Below are 16,386 nucleotides of genomic sequence, written 5' to 3'. Positions count from 1 at the left end.
ACCTCTTTCCGAAAAAAGTTCTTAGAGTTGTTGCCCGAGAAGCTCAAGCAAGAGGACGAATGACACTGGCTCGAAGCTGTCGTTTGATAGGTATTTCTCGACAAGCCATGTATCAAGAGCTTGCTCGAAAACGCCAAAAATCAACGGCGCTATCACCCGTACTGGACTGGGTATATACGATACGTCGTGACTTGCCGCGCTTAGGTGGCCGGAAGCTCTACCACCTTTTGCAGCCAGAGCTCCAACGGCAACAGATTAAACTGGGGCGGGATGGTTTGTTTACGCTATTAAGGCAGCATCGTCTCTTAATCATGCCGGCACGTCAGTACCGTAAAACCACGCACAGTAAGCATTGGATGCGAAAATACCCAAACCTATACCAGGGAATGGCCATTGACCGACCAGAGCAGGCCTATGTGAGCGATATCACATACTTGGAAAGTCGAGAGGGGGTGCATTACCTCTCGTTGGTGACCGATGCGTATTCTCGAAAGATTGTAGGTCATCACGTCAGTGATGATCTGTCAGCGAAATCCGTGGTAAAGGCATTAGACCAAATGCTTATCGAACGACAGAGCAGAGAACGGGCCATTCATCATTCGGACCGAGGACTACAATACTGTTCTGAGCTGTATCAATCACGCTTGGCGTCACAAGGTATCACGCCTTCAATGACCACAGGCTACGATTGTTACCAGAATGCGTTGGCAGAGAGGATTAACGGCATTCTAAAACACGAGTTCTTAATCCATCAATACAAAGACAAAGAGGAGCTGGAGCAGGTCGTGAAAGAGTCAATCGATGCGTATAATCACAAACGACCGCACAGCAGTTTGGGGATGCTAACCCCAGCAAGCGTGCATGAAAAAGCCAACTGAGATGCTCAGTTGGCTCAATAAAAACCGTCAACATATATTAGGACGGGGCATAGCGATTGAGGCCATCGCTTACTCGGCGGGCCTTAATTGCATTTCGAATCACCACAGTTCAGGCAGGTCAGGCAACCGTCCATCACGATGGCGGCCTTGGTGCTGCACAGCTTGCAAAGCTGAGCATCGGGCGGGAAGTTACCCTCGTCGCTGTCATCACCGGCGGCTGGCTGGGCCTGACGGGCTTCGTATTCGGCTCGTTTCTCTTGAATCATCTTCTTCTGATGCACATCGAGCTGATCGTTGGTGATCATGCCGATCATCTTCAGATGCTTCTCGACAACATCGCCAATCTCGGCCACCAGTGAGGGCATAAACTTACCGCCACGCTTAAAGTAGCCGCCCTGCGGGTCAAACACCGCGCTCAGTTCGTCGACGATAAAGGTGATATCGCCGCCCTTACGGAATACCGCTGAGATCAGCAGCGTGAGTGCCACAACCCATTGGTAATGCTCCATGTTCTTTGAGTTGATAAAGATCTCAAAGGGTTGGCGCATCTCATGACTGGTGCCTTCGTTGAGCAGCATGTCATTGATGGTGACGTACATGGCGTGTTCTGACATCGGCGTCTTAATCTTGTAGGTCGAGCCGATCAGCATCTCGGGTCGCTCGACCGCTTCGTGCATCTGCACGATGGCACGGCGATCAACTGCGTCCGATTCAGCCTTGGCGAGGGCTTGTTTGTCTGCCGTGACGACTTCATAGCCGACGATCTTTTGGTCAATCTTTTTCATCGTAGTCATCCTTAAAATTTCCCGTAGTAGCCTTCTTTGAGCGCATCAAAGAGGTTGGCAGCTGAATGGGTTTCGCCATCGTATTCAATCATCTCATTGCCCTTGGCTTCCATGGTGGAGCCGTCGGCCAGTTTGAAGCGATAGGTGGTGTTGGCCAGATCGACTTCTTTGACCAGTACGCCCTGGAACGCTTCCGGGTTAAAACGGAAGGTGGTGCAGCCCTTGAGGCCCTGTTCATAGGCGTAGAGATAAATATCTTTAAAGTCATCGAACGGGTAGTCAGTAGGCACGTTGGCGGTCTTGGAGATCGACGAGTCGATCCACTTCTGTGCCGCGGCCTGAATGTCCACATGCTCTTTCGGCGCTATATCATCGGCGGAGCGGAAATAGTCCGGCAGCTGCGCATCGGCCGCGTCGCTGTAAGGCATGGCCTGATCATTGACCAGTTGGCGGTAAGCCAAGAGTTCAAAGGAAAAAACATCTATCTTTTCCTTGGTCTTGCGGCCTGAGCGAATCACATTACGGCTATAGTGGTGCGCAAAGCTTGGCTCGATGCCGTTACTGGCGTTATTGGCAATCGACAGACTGATGGTGCCGGTCGGGGCAATAGACGAATGGTGCGTGAAGCGGGCGCCGGTTTGGGCCAGTTCATTAACCAGTTCGGGTGCCTCGGCGGCCAGCTTTTGCATATAGCGGCTGTATTTAGCGTGCAGAATACGACCGGGCAGCTTGTCACCCACCTGATAGCCATCGCTGAGTATTTCTGGGCGCGCGCGCACCATCTCTCCAGTGATTTCGAATTCTTCGCTCATAACCGGCGCTGGGCCTTTCTCGCGCGCCAGTTCCAAACCGGTTTCCCAGCCGGCCATGGCCATGCTTTTGGTCACTTCTTCGGTGAAGGCCACCGATTTGTCATCGCCATACTTCATTTGCAACATGGTGATGGTAGAGCCCAAACCTAGGTAGCCCATGCCATGGCGACGTTTGCGGACAATTTCCTGGCGTTGGCCTTCCAAGGGTAGGCCATTGATTTCCACCACGTTATCGAGCATGCGGGTGAAAATCTGCACGACTTTACGATACTTGTCCCAGTCGAAGCGGGCCTTGTCGGTGAAGGGATCGGCGACAAAATGGGTCAGGTTGACCGAGCCCAGCAGGCAGCTGCCATAGGGCGGCAGAGGCTGTTCGCCACATGGGTTGGTGGCGCGGATGGTTTCACAAAACCAGTTGTTATTATATTCATTGACCTTGTCGATCAGAATAAAGCCTGGCTCGGCGAAATCGTAGGTGGAGGTCATGATGATATTCCACAGATTGCGCGCCTTGATCACCCGATACACCTTAAAGGCGATCTGGCCGTCTGCGTTCTGCATATAGACATTCTTGACGTGCCAGTCTTTCCAAATCACCTGAGCGCTGTCGTTGACATCCAGACCGTCGCGCAGCGCTTCAGCTTCAGAAACCGGGAACACCAGAGGCCATTCCTGATCGTTCTTAACGGCTTCCATAAATTCGGTGGTGATCAACAGCGACAGGTTGAACTGACGTAGGCGAGCATCTTCGCGCTTGGCCTTGATAAAGTCGATTACATCGGGATGGCTGACATCGAAGGTCGCCATCTGGGCGCCGCGTCGGCCACCGGCCGAGGACACGGTAAAGCACATGCGGTCATAGATATCCATAAAGGACAGTGGGCCGGAGGTGTAAGCGCCAGCGCCGGAGACGAAGGCGTCGCGCGGGCGCAGGGTGGAGAATTCATAACCGATGCCGCAACCGGCTTTCAGCGTAAGGCCTGCTTCATGCACCTTCTTCAGGATGCCGTCCATCGAGTCTTCGATGGTACCGGACACGGTACAGTTGATGGTTGAGGTGGCCGGTTTGTGGGCCAGCGCGCCGGCATTGGAGACAATACGACCGGCTGGGATGGCGCCGTTTTCAAGCGCCCACTTGAACTTGCTCTGCCACTCGTCTTGCTTCTTTTTACCCTTCTCAACGGCAGATAAGGCATCGGCCACTCGAGAGAAGGTGTCGTGCATGCTGTTATCCACCGGGTTACCGCGACTGTCTTTCAGGCGGTACTTGGAGTCCCAGATGTCGATCGACGCGGATTGATGGTCGATCTTGACGCAATTATCACGTTCCAGCTCTGTTTTGTCAGTCATGGCGGCAGGCTCCTTAGTCTACAGAATGAGATTAAATACTAGTTGTAGTGTTGAAAGTGATTCTAAAACACTATCTGTAGTGTTGGAAGGGAATTTTATTTTTCTGCATTGTTGACATTGACGCAGCCCGACCGCCGTGCGGTTTGGCGGCGAAAAATATTTTTTCCGGGGCTATGCGATTCAAGTTGAAGTTGACCCGGAGCGGGCTCTGGGGTAACTGGTAATTGCCAAACGCTCGGCTCAGACTGCGCCCGGTGTCGTGGATCGCCGGTCCGCAGCGGGGCGGGTATAGGCGGAAACTCGGTTGCGACCCCGTTGCTTGGCCTGATACAGGGCCTGGTCGGCGAAGCCGATCAACTGATGCACACTGTTCGCCCGGCTGCTAATCAGTTCGGCAACGCCGAAACTGGCGGTCAGGGTAATATCCGGATGATCACCGCGCACCGGTGTTTTGGCCAGATTAACGCACAGATCCTGAGCCATGCTGAGCGCCATGTCCAAATCGGTATCGGCCAGCAGGATAACCAATTCCTCACCGCCGAAGCGGGCAATGATATCCCGTTTGCGCAGCTTGTAACCGCGTAAGAAGGACGCGACGAATATTAGACACTCGTCACCCACCAGGTGGCCATGGGTGTCGTTGATCGCCTTAAAATGGTCCAGATCCATGATCACCAGCGCTAGGGGTTGGCGATAGCCTATGGCGAGCTGAAATTGCAGCTCCGATAACTTATCTAGGGTTTGCCGATTGAGCAGGCCGGTCAGGTGATCGGTTTCGGCGATCAACTTTATTTCATCGTTCTGATGCGACAGGTCCTCGGCCTGTTCCGTGAGCAGCTCATTGTGCAAACGCAGTTGGCGGGTTTTCAGGGCCACTTCCTCACCCAGATGCGCACTCAGATGTTCGGAGGTTTTTAGCGCGTCGACAAAGCGCGCCGATTGGATCTGGGTTTGTACAAAGAGGAACAAGAAGAGCGCGTATTCGGTCACATAGAGGTTATAGCTGGCCAATTGGCCGGCAATTACATCATTGATAACGGCCATCATCAGGGGCGTGGCGCTGAGCAGGAAATGGCGCGCATCGGGCAGGCGCAGTATGAGGCCACGAATAATAGTCAGCAAACAGAGCAGGGTGAAGAACAGTAACGCCAGTTGATAGGCCCATAGATGTGCGGTGACGCTGGACATCGGGGCGATAGCGGTTGCCAGAATTGCTAGGGCAAAGAGACCATAGGTCAGCCGCATCAACTGACGCCCCGAACGCACCGGAAAAAATCCTAACAATAGTTGCAGTCCGGCAATGGCCGGCCAAAAAATTAAGATGTATTCAACCTTATAGAAAAAAATAGACCAGTAGGGCTGGGCGATAAAATAGTCGACATAACCGGATGAAAAAGCCGCTCTGGAGAGGCTAACCCCGGAAAAAAGCGCCAAGAGCAGCAGGGTGGTTTCCTGGGGTCGGCGCAGGAAAAAGACCATATTTTGAATAGTCGCATAGATGCCCACCGCGATCAGAAAGGTGCGCACCAATAGGTCGGTCAGGATGAGACGAAATGCACTGTCATACTCACGCAAAGTAAAGTCGCCATAGAGGCCGGAATGGTTTGAATGGTACGCCGACAGGTACACCACTAGGGTGCCGCCCTGGCTGGTGCTGGGCAGGATCAATAAGGACGCCTTATGACGCATCGCCTGGTCCTCGGCGTTTTCGGCAATCTGCCCGGACTGACCGAGCAGCTGCACCGCGCCGGCGTCGTCGACCCACCAGGCTTGCCAAGCGTCTCGAGCATAGCGCATCGATAGAGCCGGACGGACAAAGGCGGCGTCCAGATGGGTGAGTCGCAGCAGGTAGGTGCCATGGCCGCGCACGATGCCGTCGCGCCCGGCCAGACCCTCTATCGGTAAATCGACCAAATAGTTGGGCAGTTCAACCCGATCCACAGAGAGGTCGGCGGAGCCAATCTGATCCAACGGTAGCCAGCGGCCCCAACTAAAGCCCCAGCTGCCGGCCAAGCTAAGCTCGCCATCTTGCAGCGCCGCCTCGGCGTTAAGTGTTGGAACGGGCGCGGCCAACACTGGCTCGAGCAGTGCCCAGAGCAACAAGGTGGTACCTAGGCGCGTCAGGTTTTTGAATACAGTCAATAGCTTACCTTAGGGCCTAAGAGTGAGTGTCGGGGCGAGATCTGGCCAACCTAATCGGCGCTGATAGCTTGAATCAGTATAGTCGGAACAGCGGACGATCCGCGGCGTCTGGGGGGTGGTTTGAGGCCAGGGTCTAGCGTAGACGGAGTGGGGTTTTTGAGCCGCTTAGACCTCTGCCTCGGGCCCGCTCGGGTCGTAGGCCTCCACCCGGTTTCGACCGTGCCGCTTGGCCTGATAGAGGGCCTGGTCGGCAAAGCCAATCAGTTGGTGCACGCTTTGTGCCCGACTGCTAATCCGCTCGGCAATGCCAAAGCTGGCGGTCAGGATGATATCGGGATGGTCGCCGGTGACCGGTGTCTTGGCCAGGCTATCGCAAAGATCCTGGGTAATCTTGGTGGCCATGGCGAGGTTGGTATCGGCTAGCAGGATAACCAGTTCTTCGCCGCCGAAGCGGGCGATGATATCGCGCTTACGCAGCTTGTAGCCGCGTAAAAAAGATGCCACAAAGATCAGACATTCATCGCCCACCAGATGGCCATGGGTATCGTTAATGGCCTTGAAATGATCGAGGTCCATGATCACCAGCGCCAAGGGTTGGCGATAGCCGATGGCCAACTGGAATTGCAGCTCGGATAACTTGTCCAGGGTTTGGCGATTGAGTAGGCCGGTCAGATGATCGGTCTCGGCGATCAATTTTATTTCGTCGTTTTGATGCGACAGATCCACGGCTTGTTCGGTTAAACGCTCGTTGTGTAAGCGCAGTTGCCGAGTTTTTAGGGCAACTTCCTCAACTAGATGGGCGCTCAGGTGTTCGGATGTTTTCAGTGCGTCGACAAAGCGAGTCGACTGAATTTGAGTCTGTACGAAGAGAAAGAGAAACAAACCATACTCGACAATAAAGAAATTATAACTGGCCATTTGTCCGGCGATCAGATCGTTAAAAACGGCCAAGACGAGCGGCGTGATACTGAATAAGAAATGCCGGGCATCCGGAAGTCGAAGCACCAGGCCGCGCACCACGGTAATCATGCATAGCGCGGTAAAAACCAGCAGGCCGATTTGATAGGCCCATAGATTTAGCGTCACTTGCGACAAGGGAGCAAAACTGGTGACCAGTATCAGTGCGCCAAAGAACAGGTAGACCCCGAGCATAAACTGACGCGATCCGCGCACCGGAAAAAACGCCAATAAAAAATGTAACGCGGCGATACCTGGCCAGACCACTAACAGATATTCTGCCTTAAAAAAGGTTGTTGCCCAGCGCGGTTGGGCAATAAAATAGTCGACATAGCCGGACGCTAAAGCCGCCCGTACTAAAATCACCGCGGCAAACAGCGCTAAGAGTAAGAGGGTTTTTTCTTGCGGCCGGCGAACATAGAAAACCAAATTCTGAATGGTGACATAGATACCAACAGCGATTAAAAAAGTGCGTACGGTCAGGTCCGTCAGCAGCCCCCTTAGGGTCGTCTCCTGTTCGCGTATGGTCAGTTCACCATAGAGGCCGGCATAGCTGGTGTGATAGGCCGATAGGTAGATCACCAGAGTGCCGCTCTGACTCTTGCCGGGCAGGTGGATAATGGCGGTATTGTTGCGAAACGCCTGCTCATCCGCGCGCTTGGCTATCTGCCCCGATTGCCCCAGTAGGCTGATCTCGCCGCTGCTATCGACCCACCATGCCTGCCAAGCATCTTGCACATAGCGGACAAACAGGGTGGGATGCTCAAATGCCTCACGGAGGTTGTCGATTTGCAAAACATAGGTGCCATAGCCTTGAACAATATTATCGGTTTTCTGGGTTTGGCTGCTCCCTAGGTTGAGTAAGAAGTTCGGCAGCTCAACGTGCTCGACCGACAGTTCGCTCGATTGAATCGTATCCAGGGGGATCCAGCGGCCCCAGGTAAAGCCCCAGGTGCCGCTCAGACTGACTTCACCCTTGTTGAGCGCAGTCTGCGCATCCAAGGTGGGCACCGAGGCGGCGAACAGCGGTCCGGTCAGTGCCGACAAGACCAGGATGGCCGAGCGTCGAATCAGTCTTTTCACGGGGGTCAATAGGTCACCTTAATATACAACAGTGAGTGGTAGGCCTTGTAGTGGCCAAACTTAACTATTAGGGCGTTACAGACGAGTATAGTTGGGCGCCGCGCAATGCCGGCTAGGAGGGGGGTGGGATGAGTTGAGGGTCTAGATTATGTGCCCGAGTGGCCGTTCAACCGGGGGCGAGCGATGACTAATAAGACCCCTTGCCGGGTTGGGTGGCTTGGCAAGGGGCGACAGATTAAGCGGCCAATAGGATCGACCGCCTCAATACTACTCTTTAGCCTTGGCTTGTAGGATGTCGTTCACCTGACCGGGGTTGGCCTGGCCCTTAGAGAGCTTCATGACTTGGCCGACGAAGAAGCCAATCAGCTTATCCTTGCCGCCCTTAAACGCATTGAACTGATCGAGGTTGTCGGCAATCACCTGATCTACCAGAGCGGCAATGGCTCCGCTGTCGGTGACCTGTTTAAGACCTTTGGCGGCGATAATCTCATCGGCCGAGCCTTGAGCGTCACTCATCGCTTGGAATACCGTCTTGGCAATGTTGCCGGAGATGGTATTGTCCTTGATGCGCAACAACAGTAGACCCAGGTCCTCTGGCGCAATGGGGCAATTATCGATGGTTAAATCCTGCTGGTTGAGCAGTTTCGATAGATCGCCCATACACCAGTTGGCGGCCAGTTTGGCGTCGCCACACTGTTCGGCGACCCGTTCAAAATAGTTTGCCATCGGGCGACTGCTGGTCAACACGCTGGCATCGTATTCGGTTAGACCAAAATCGGCGATAAAGCGCGCCAGTTTGGTGTCCGGTAATTCTGGCAAGGTCGCACGTATGGCTTCGATATAGGCGTCATCGATTTCGATCGGCAGTAAGTCGGGCTCCGGGAAATAACGGTAGTCGTTGGCGAATTCCTTACTGCGCATCGGTCGGGTTTCATCCTTATCGGCATCATAGAGCCGAGTTTCCTGGATGATTCGGCCGCCGTCTTCCAATATATCTTTCTGACGCTCGACTTCGGTATGAATCGCCTTCTCAATAAATTTAAAGGAATTCAAATTCTTCAATTCGGTGCGCGTGCCAAACTCAGATTGACCGAATGGCCGCAGCGAAATATTCACATCGCAGCGCATGGAACCCTGCGACATATCACCATCGGACACGCCGATATAGGTGATGATGCTGTGAATTTTTTTAAGGTACGCGATGGCCTGTTTGGCGTTGCGAATGTCCGGTTCAGAGACGATTTCGAGCAAAGGGGTACCGGCCCGATTCAGGTCGATGCCGCTCATGCCCTGAAAGTCTTCGTGCAGCGACTTGCCAGCATCCTCTTCCAGGTGGGCTCGGGTCACACCGATGGTGAAGTTGGTGCCATCCTCGGTGGTGATATCGACGCTGCCCTGGCCGACAATCGGGAAATCCATCTGGGTAACCTGATAGCCCTTGGGCAGATCGGGATAGAAATAATTTTTCCGATCGAAGACCGAGCGCTTGCCAATCTGCGCATCGATTGCCAAGCCGAAGGCCACTGCTTTTGCCAGTGCCTGTTCATTAAAGACGGGCAATACACCGGGTAGCGCCAGATCGATCACGCTGGCCTGGGTGTTGGCCTCAGCACCGAAGGCGGTGCTGGAACCTGAAAATATTTTTGATTGGGTTGAGAGCTGGACATGAATTTCCAACCCGATAACCGTTTCCCACTGCATACGCTTCTCCTTATAAATTCGGCTTGCGGGTATGCCAGTCTGTTGCCAGCTGGAATTGATGGCCGATGTTGAGCAACCGGGCCTCGTCAAAATAATTGCCGATAAGTTGCAGCCCCACCGGCAGTCCAGATTGGAAACCGCAGGGCAGGGCTAGGCCCGGTAAGCCGGCCAGATTGACTGACAGGGTATAGATGTCTTCCAGATACATGGCTACTGGATCTTGACTTTTTGCGCCAATTTTCCAAGCCGGTGATGGGGTCGTTGGCCCCAAGATTACATCGACATCGGCCAAGGCTTGTTGAAAGTCCTGCTTGATCAGGCGGCGTAACTGCTGGGCTTTACGGTAATAGGCGTCGTAATAGCCGGCTGACAGCGCGTAGGTGCCGACCAGGATGCGGCGTTTTACTTCGATGCCGAACCCATCGGCGCGCGTGCGCATATACATGTCGGCTAAATCAGTTGGTGCATCGCAACGATGGCCATAGCGCACACCGTCATAACGTGACAGGTTGGTTGAGGCCTCGGCGGGGGCAATAATATAGTAAGCCGGAATCGACAACTCGGTACGCGGCAGGGAAATTTCCTTCACCACGGCACCCATCGCTTCAAATTGCTTAACGGCGTCCATGACGGCGGCACGGATGCCCGGATCGAGCCCCTCACCAAAGTATTCCTTGGGCAGGCCTATTCTCAAGCCCTTGATGGGTTGATTGAGGTTGGCTAAAAAGTCTTCGACCGGGCGCTCCATTGAGGTCGAGTCCTTGGGGTCGAACCCGGCCAAGCTATTGAGCAGCAAGGCGGCATCCTCAGCGGTTTGAGTCATCGGTCCGGCCTGATCGAGCGACGAGCCATAGGCAATCATGCCCCAGCGCGATACTCGGCCATAGGTTGGCTTTAAGCCGGTGATGCCGCAAAAGGCGGCTGGCTGACGAATTGACCCACCGGTATCGGTACCCAGAGCGACCGGAGCCATGCGCGCGGCAACCGCAACGGCAGAACCGCCTGAGGAGCCGCCCGGCACGGCTTCCAGATCCCATGGATTGCGGGTCGCGCCGTAATAGCTGGATTCGGTAGAGGAACCCATCGCAAACTCATCCATATTGGTCTTACCGAGCATGACCATGCCCGCGTCAGCTAGGCGAGCCGTGGCTGTGGACTCATAGGGTGCGATAAAGTTATCGAGCATTTTGGAGCCGCAGCTGGTGCGTACGCCGGCGGTACAGAATATATCTTTGTGCGCAATCGGCAGGCCGGTTAAAGCACTGGCGTCGCCCTTGGCACGGCGGGCATCGGCGGCGCGGGCACTGTCTAGGGCTTGGCTGCCGGTGACGGTGACAAAGGCATTGTAACGGCTGTCTGCTTGCTGGATTCTGTCCAGGTACGCGGTGGTCAATTCGACACTGGAAAAGTCGCCTTGGGCCAGGCCATCAGACAATTGTTTGAGGGTTTTATCTAACATGCGCAGGTACCTTACTCAATAACTTTAGGGACGAGAAACAGGCCCTTTTCGGCGTGGGGTGCGTTGGCTTGCAGCAGCTCGCGTTGATTTGCTTCGGTGACCACGTCGGCCCTGAGCCGTTGCGCGGCATCGAGAGGGTTGGCCAGCGGCTCAACATCGGTGGTGTCGATGGCCTGCATCTGATCAACCAATGCGAGGATCGACGAGAGGCTGTCGACGTAGTCGGCCATTTCATTTTCATCGATTTTGATACGCGCCAAACGCGCGACATTTTCAACCTGAGAGCGATCGAGGCTCATGGTCGGGGTTCTCCTGAACAGACATTTGAATTAAGTAAAATGGTAAACCAATCGATGCGGTAAAGATTGGCTTTTGCGCGCTAATAAGCCACAGATCGACGAATTTTTCAGGCAAAGCGCTAATGGCTGCCTGTTTTTCGATCAATTCTATGGAAATCCGTTAATAGGCGCTAGGTTATCACATTTACTCCTTGCCCAAAAACCCCACCATTGTTACATTGCCAAGCTGTTATGTGTCTGTCACCTTTTGCATTAAAGCGATAATTAAATGTTTAAACGAATTCGTGGTTTATTTTCAAGTGACTTGTCGATCGATCTGGGAACGGCCAACACCCTGATATATGTGCGCGACAGAGATATCGTGCTCAACGAACCGTCTGTTGTTGCGGTGCGCACCACCGGATCCACCAAGACCATCGCGGCCGTTGGTGAAGAAGCTAAGCGTATGCTTGGCCGGACGCCCGGTAGCATTCAGGCCATCCGGCCGATGAAAGACGGCGTTATTGCCGATTTTCACGTCACCGAAAAGATGTTGCAGCACTTCATTAGCAAGGTGCACGAGAACAGTTGGTTTGCCCCCAGCCCACGCGTACTGGTCTGTGTGCCTTGTAAATCGACCCAAGTTGAACGCAAGGCTATTCGCGAATCGGCCTATGGTGCCGGTGCACGCGAAGTTTATCTAATTGAAGAGCCAATGGCAGCCGCTATTGGTGCCGGCTTACCGGTCGAAGAGGCACGCGGTTCGATGATTGTCGATATTGGCGGCGGCACCACTGAAATTGCGGTGATCTCGCTCAACGGTATTGTTTTGAGCGAGTCGGTTCGGGTCGGCGGTGATCGCTTCGATGAAGCCATCGTGTCCTATGTGCGTCGGAACTACGGTTCCTTGATTGGCGAAGCTACGGCTGAGCGGGTCAAGATTGAGATCGGCTGTGCCTACCCAGGTGCCGAAGTGCGCGAAATTGATGTCCGCGGCCGAAACTTGGCCGAGGGTATACCGCGTAGCTTCACCCTAAACAGCAATGAAGTTTTGGAAGCGCTGCAGGAAAATCTGTCGGCCATTGTCCAGTCTGTCAAGAGTGCCTTGGAGCAAACACCGCCGGAATTGGCTGCCGATATCGCCGAGCGCGGTTTGGTGTTAACCGGTGGTGGTGCTCTGCTGCGCGATATCGATCGCTTGCTCAGTGAAGAAACCGGTCTGCCGGTTTTGATCGCCGATGATCCGCTGACCTGTGTGGCGCGCGGCGGTGGTCGAGCGTTGGAGATGATGGACGACAGCACCTTTGATTTCCTCAGTTCCGAATGATAAGCCTGTCCATCATAACGTAGGGCCCGTCTTGGGGCGCTAGTCCCACTCGACCGACCCGAGCCTTGCATCTAATGCAGGGCTTCATTTTATTGGCCACCCGGAGCCTGTTGGCAGATTGGCCAGGCCTTTTGTTTATCGCCGAATTCAGGAGCCCGCTCATCAAACCGATCTACTCAACCGGGCCACATCATGGCTATCGATTCGCCTTGGTTGCCGCCGGGTCGCTCTTGTTGATGTTTCTCGACCTGCGCTTTAACCAATTGGACAAGGCCCGTCAGAGTCTGTCTTATGTGGTTGCACCGGTGCAATCTCTGGTTGCCTTACCCAGTGAACTGGTCAAATGGTCCAGTGAAACCTTTTCCGAACGTAATGTCCTGCTAGACTCCAACCGCTCGCTGCGCAGCCAGATGCTGATCTTGCAGCAAAAGGTGCAATGGTTGGCCATTCTAGAGGCTGAGAACGGCCGCCTGCGGCAATTATTGAATGCCACCGCGCGCCTGGAGACCGAATTCCTGACGGCGGAGTTGATTCGCGTCGATCCAGACCCCTTTTCGATCCAAGTCATCGTTAACCGAGGCGCCCAAGACGGGGTCGCGGTTGGCCAGGCAGTGGTCGATGCAGACGGCCTGTTTGGTTTGGTGGTGCAAGTCGATTCCTTGTCCTCGCGCGTCGCGCTGGTGGCCGATGTAAACTTGGCGGTGCCGGTCTATATTAATCGCAATGGCATGCGTACCGTGGTGGTCGGTACCGGTGACCTGAACAGTTTGGAGCTGGAATATATGCCCGATACCGCCGACGTTAAGATCGGTGACATCTTGGTTACTTCCGGCTTGGGCCTGCGTTTTCCGGCCGGCTATCCGGTTGCCGAGGTGATCGCCATCGAGCACGATCCGGGTGAGCCCTTTGCGCGCATCCGTGCCGCGCCCTTAGCTCGTCTGGACCGCTCACGCAGCATGTTGATCGTATTTCAGGGGCAAAAGCAATGAAAGCAAAACCGGCACACGGACTCTGGCTGATCGGCTTGAGCTTTTTCGTCGCCTTTTATTTGGCGGCCTTGTCGCTGCCCGGCCGATTTGAGATTGCTCGACCCGATTGGGTTGGCCTGATGATTATTTTCTGGGTACTCATTGTGCCGGAACGATTTGGCATCTTAATGGCCTTTTTGGTCGGGCTCTTTTATGACACCTTGATGGGCACTACCCTTGGCCTTTACGGACTGGTATTTGCCGCCCTGGCCTACACGGTCTTGTTGTTAAGTGTCCGCTTACGGATGTATCCGCTGGGCCAGCAGGCGTTAGCGATATTCTGCCTCATCGGGGCCACCCATATGCTCAGTCAGTGGCTCAAGACCGCTCTGATGTCGGTGGTGTCCGGTGAAATACATATCTGGCCGGCGTTAACCTCAGCGCTCCTTTGGCCTTGGGTCTATGGTTTATTGCAGGCACTGCAGTTGCGGGCGCGGGTGCAATAGTGGCCAAGCTGATATTGGCATCCCAATCGCCTCGGCGACGCGAGTTGCTGACCACCTTGGGAATCGACTTTACCGCCCTGGCCACCGACATCGATGAGTCGGTTTTGTCGGGCGAAACGCCCAATCGCTATGTCGATCGTCTCGCCCTGGTCAAGGCCCAGGCCGGCTTGGCATTATTGGATCGGCCAGCAGACTGCTGGGTCCTCGGCTCCGACACCAGCGTGGTGATCGACGGCCAGATTCTCGGCAAGCCAACCTCCAAGGAACACTTTCAGACCATGATGCGATTGTTGTCTGGGCGTACCCATCAAGTACTGACGGGCATTGCCCTGGTGTCCGTTGGTGACTCTTATCGAGCCTTGGTAACCACCGACGTTAGCTTTATGGCCTTGTCGGAGCCGCAGATTTCGGCCTACTGGCATTCTGGCGAGCCACTCGACAAGGCCGGCGGCTACGGTATTCAAGGCCTGGGTGGGGTTTTTGTAACTAAAATTGCGGGCAGTTACAGTTCCGTCGTGGGGCTCCCGCTGCATGAAACCGCCCTGCTATTGGGTAAGGCACGATTCTCTTTGTATCAGGGCCTGATGCCAATTTAAGCGCATCGGGTTTTGGTATGGCAAAATCTTATTTCGATTTTAATAGGATCTCAGATGACTTCCGATATTTTAGTAAATGTGACGCCGATGGAAACCCGAGTAGCACTGGTTGAAAATGGCGCGGTGCAAGAAATTTTTCTCGAGCGCAACCAAACCCGGGGGCTGGTCGGTAATATTTATAAAGGCAAGGTGGTGCGCGTGCTACCCGGCATGCAGGCCGCCTTTATCGATATAGGACTGGAGCGTGCGGCCTTTATTCACGCGTCCGATATCGACCACGATCGAGTCGATAATGAGCCTCACAAACCGATTCAAACCCTGGTGCGCGAAGGCCAGGCGCTGGTAGTTCAGGTGATTAAGGATCCGATGGGCACCAAGGGTGCGCGCTTGACTACGGCCCTATCCATCCCCTCTCGCTATCTGGTGTTTATGCCCGGTTCTAACCACATCGGGGTCTCACAGCGCATCGATGGCGAGACGGAGCGCGACCGACTCCGTAAGACGGTGACTGAAATGAAGGCGTTGGAGGAGATCGAAAAGGGCGGGTTTATTCTGCGTACCGCGGCTGAAGGTATCGGAGAGTTCGAGATTCGTTCGGATATGAATTACTTGAAACGCGTCTTTCGCGTGCTGCAGGAGCGCATGAAGGACAGTGTTGCGACGTCCGTTATCTACGAAGACCTGCCCCTCTACTTGCGGGTGGCGCGCGACTTAGTGCGTGCCGATACCGAGAAGATTCGCATCGATTCGAAAGAAACCTTCGGCAAGGTTCAAGATTTCGTGACCAAATATATGCCCGAGGTGATCGATCTGTTCGAGTATTATCCGGGCGAACGGCCGATCTTCGATCTCTATTCGGTTGAGGACGAGATGTCTAAGGCCCTAAGCCGCAAGGTTGAGCTGAAATCGGGTGGCTATTTGATTATTGATCAAACCGAGGCTATGACCACGATCGATGTCAATACCGGCGCCTTTGTTGGCCATCGTAATTTAGAAGAAACCATCTTTAAAACCAACCTAGAAGCGGTAACGACCATTTGTCGACAATTGCGCCTGCGCAACCTGGGCGGCATCATTATTCTCGATTTTATCGATATGGTCGATGAAGAACACCGCCGTCAGGTACACCGCATGTTGGAGAAAAATCTCGAAAAAGATCATGCTAAGAGTAAAGTGACCGGGGTGTCGGAGTTGGGTCTGGTGGAGATGACCCGCAAGCGCACCCGAGAAAGCCTGGAACATGTCTTAACCGAACATTGCTCGGTTTGTCACGGCCGCGGTCGGCAAAAAACACCGCAAACCGTTTGCTATGAAGTGTTTCGTGAAATTCTGCGCGAAGAACGAGCCTATAACAACGATCGTTACCTAGTATTGGCGTCGCAACAGGTGGTCGATCGGTTGTTGGATGAGGAGTCCTCGAATGTTGCCGATCTAGAGGAATTTATTGGTAAGCCGATTCGTTTCCAGGTTGAACCGATCTACAGTCAGGAACAGTTTGATGTCATTCTGCAGTAGGCTTGAGTTCATATCTTAATTACAGCAGG

General features: G+C 54.1%; 13 protein-coding genes. 6 read left to right on the top strand and 7 right to left on the bottom strand.

Features of this window, described 5'->3' with window-relative positions:
* Positions 1–59: 59 nt before the first annotated feature.
* Positions 60–878 carry an IS3 family transposase gene (locus REIFOR_RS11475; RefSeq protein WP_100257691.1) on the top strand — a complete coding sequence of 273 codons (819 nt, stop codon included), beginning with the start codon at positions 60–62 and terminating at the stop codon, positions 876–878.
* A gap of 83 nt (positions 879–961) precedes the next feature.
* On the opposite strand, the gene REIFOR_RS11470 is transcribed toward REIFOR_RS11475, so the two are convergent.
* The 7 genes from REIFOR_RS11470 to gatC all read right to left on the bottom strand — a co-directional run bounded on the left by REIFOR_RS11470 (position 962) and on the right by gatC (position 11,466).
* A complete protein-coding gene (locus REIFOR_RS11470) occupies positions 962–1,663 on the bottom strand; it encodes a TSCPD domain-containing protein (protein WP_100257690.1) in 702 nt (233 codons plus the stop codon).
* 11 nt (positions 1,664–1,674) lie between these two features.
* Complete coding sequence (locus REIFOR_RS11465; RefSeq protein WP_100257689.1) at positions 1,675–3,825, bottom strand: adenosylcobalamin-dependent ribonucleoside-diphosphate reductase; 2,151 nt, start codon at positions 3,823–3,825, stop codon at positions 1,675–1,677.
* 240 nt (positions 3,826–4,065) lie between these two features.
* Entirely contained in the window at positions 4,066–5,967 is a 1,902-nt protein-coding gene (locus tag REIFOR_RS11460) for a sensor domain-containing diguanylate cyclase (protein WP_100257688.1), read from the bottom strand.
* A 165-nt stretch (positions 5,968–6,132) separates the two neighbouring features.
* Complete coding sequence (locus REIFOR_RS11455; protein ID WP_158524366.1) at positions 6,133–8,007, bottom strand: sensor domain-containing diguanylate cyclase; 1,875 nt, start codon at positions 8,005–8,007, stop codon at positions 6,133–6,135.
* A gap of 267 nt (positions 8,008–8,274) precedes the next feature.
* Entirely contained in the window at positions 8,275–9,708 is a 1,434-nt protein-coding gene (gatB, locus tag REIFOR_RS11450) for an Asp-tRNA(Asn)/Glu-tRNA(Gln) amidotransferase subunit GatB (protein WP_100257686.1), read from the bottom strand.
* Between the two features lie 10 nt (positions 9,709–9,718).
* Positions 9,719–11,167 carry an Asp-tRNA(Asn)/Glu-tRNA(Gln) amidotransferase subunit GatA gene (gene gatA, locus REIFOR_RS11445; RefSeq protein ID WP_100257685.1) on the bottom strand — a complete coding sequence of 483 codons (1,449 nt, stop codon included), beginning with the start codon at positions 11,165–11,167 and terminating at the stop codon, positions 9,719–9,721.
* A gap of 11 nt (positions 11,168–11,178) precedes the next feature.
* Positions 11,179–11,466, bottom strand: coding sequence for an Asp-tRNA(Asn)/Glu-tRNA(Gln) amidotransferase subunit GatC (gene gatC / locus REIFOR_RS11440; RefSeq protein ID WP_100257684.1), 288 nt, complete (start codon positions 11,464–11,466; stop codon positions 11,179–11,181).
* Positions 11,467–11,734: 268 nt separating this feature from the next.
* Here gatC and REIFOR_RS11435 point away from each other — a divergent pair, with 268 nt between their 5' ends.
* The 5 genes from REIFOR_RS11435 (at position 11,735) to rng (ending at position 16,357) form a co-directional block, all read left to right on the top strand.
* Complete coding sequence (locus tag REIFOR_RS11435) at positions 11,735–12,772, top strand: rod shape-determining protein (protein WP_100257683.1); 1,038 nt, start codon at positions 11,735–11,737, stop codon at positions 12,770–12,772.
* A gap of 110 nt (positions 12,773–12,882) precedes the next feature.
* Complete coding sequence (mreC, locus tag REIFOR_RS11430; RefSeq protein WP_227003667.1) at positions 12,883–13,761, top strand: rod shape-determining protein MreC; 879 nt, start codon at positions 12,883–12,885, stop codon at positions 13,759–13,761.
* Complete coding sequence (mreD, locus tag REIFOR_RS11425; protein WP_100257681.1) at positions 13,758–14,246, top strand: rod shape-determining protein MreD; 489 nt, start codon at positions 13,758–13,760, stop codon at positions 14,244–14,246. The genes mreC and mreD overlap by 4 nt, the downstream gene beginning before the upstream one ends.
* The gene (locus REIFOR_RS11420) at positions 14,246–14,842 is read left to right on the top strand and encodes a Maf family protein (protein WP_193437299.1); all 597 of its coding nucleotides are present in this window, start codon (positions 14,246–14,248) and stop codon (positions 14,840–14,842) included. Before mreD ends, REIFOR_RS11420 begins: the two co-directional genes overlap by 1 nt.
* A 54-nt stretch (positions 14,843–14,896) precedes the next feature.
* Complete coding sequence (gene rng, locus REIFOR_RS11415) at positions 14,897–16,357, top strand: ribonuclease G (protein WP_100257680.1); 1,461 nt, start codon at positions 14,897–14,899, stop codon at positions 16,355–16,357.
* Positions 16,358–16,386: the final 29 nt, after the last annotated feature.

It is taken from the genome of Reinekea forsetii (assembly GCF_002795845.1).
Classification (GTDB): domain Bacteria; phylum Pseudomonadota; class Gammaproteobacteria; order Pseudomonadales; family Natronospirillaceae; genus Reinekea; species Reinekea forsetii.
The sequence above is the reverse complement of the archived record's forward strand: the minus strand, read 5'-3'. Positions and strand labels throughout refer to the sequence as shown.

Excerpts from the sequence above, each read along its gene's own strand:
- REIFOR_RS11475 (WP_100257691.1), top strand. The coding sequence starts at position 60 with ATGACACTGGCTCGAAGCTGTCGTTTGATAGGTATTTCTCGACAAGCC.
- REIFOR_RS11470 (WP_100257690.1), bottom strand. The coding sequence starts at position 1,663 with ATGAAAAAGATTGACCAAAAGATCGTCGGCTATGAAGTCGTCACGGCA.
- REIFOR_RS11465 (WP_100257689.1), bottom strand. The coding sequence starts at position 3,825 with ATGACTGACAAAACAGAGCTGGAACGTGATAATTGCGTCAAGATCGAC.
- gatB (WP_100257686.1), bottom strand. The coding sequence starts at position 9,708 with ATGCAGTGGGAAACGGTTATCGGGTTGGAAATTCATGTCCAGCTCTCA.
- gatA (WP_100257685.1), bottom strand. The coding sequence starts at position 11,167 with ATGTTAGATAAAACCCTCAAACAATTGTCTGATGGCCTGGCCCAAGGC.
- gatC (WP_100257684.1), bottom strand. The coding sequence starts at position 11,466 with ATGAGCCTCGATCGCTCTCAGGTTGAAAATGTCGCGCGTTTGGCGCGT.
- REIFOR_RS11435 (WP_100257683.1), top strand. The coding sequence starts at position 11,735 with ATGTTTAAACGAATTCGTGGTTTATTTTCAAGTGACTTGTCGATCGAT.
- mreD (WP_100257681.1), top strand. The coding sequence starts at position 13,758 with ATGAAAGCAAAACCGGCACACGGACTCTGGCTGATCGGCTTGAGCTTT.
- rng (WP_100257680.1), top strand. The coding sequence starts at position 14,897 with ATGACTTCCGATATTTTAGTAAATGTGACGCCGATGGAAACCCGAGTA.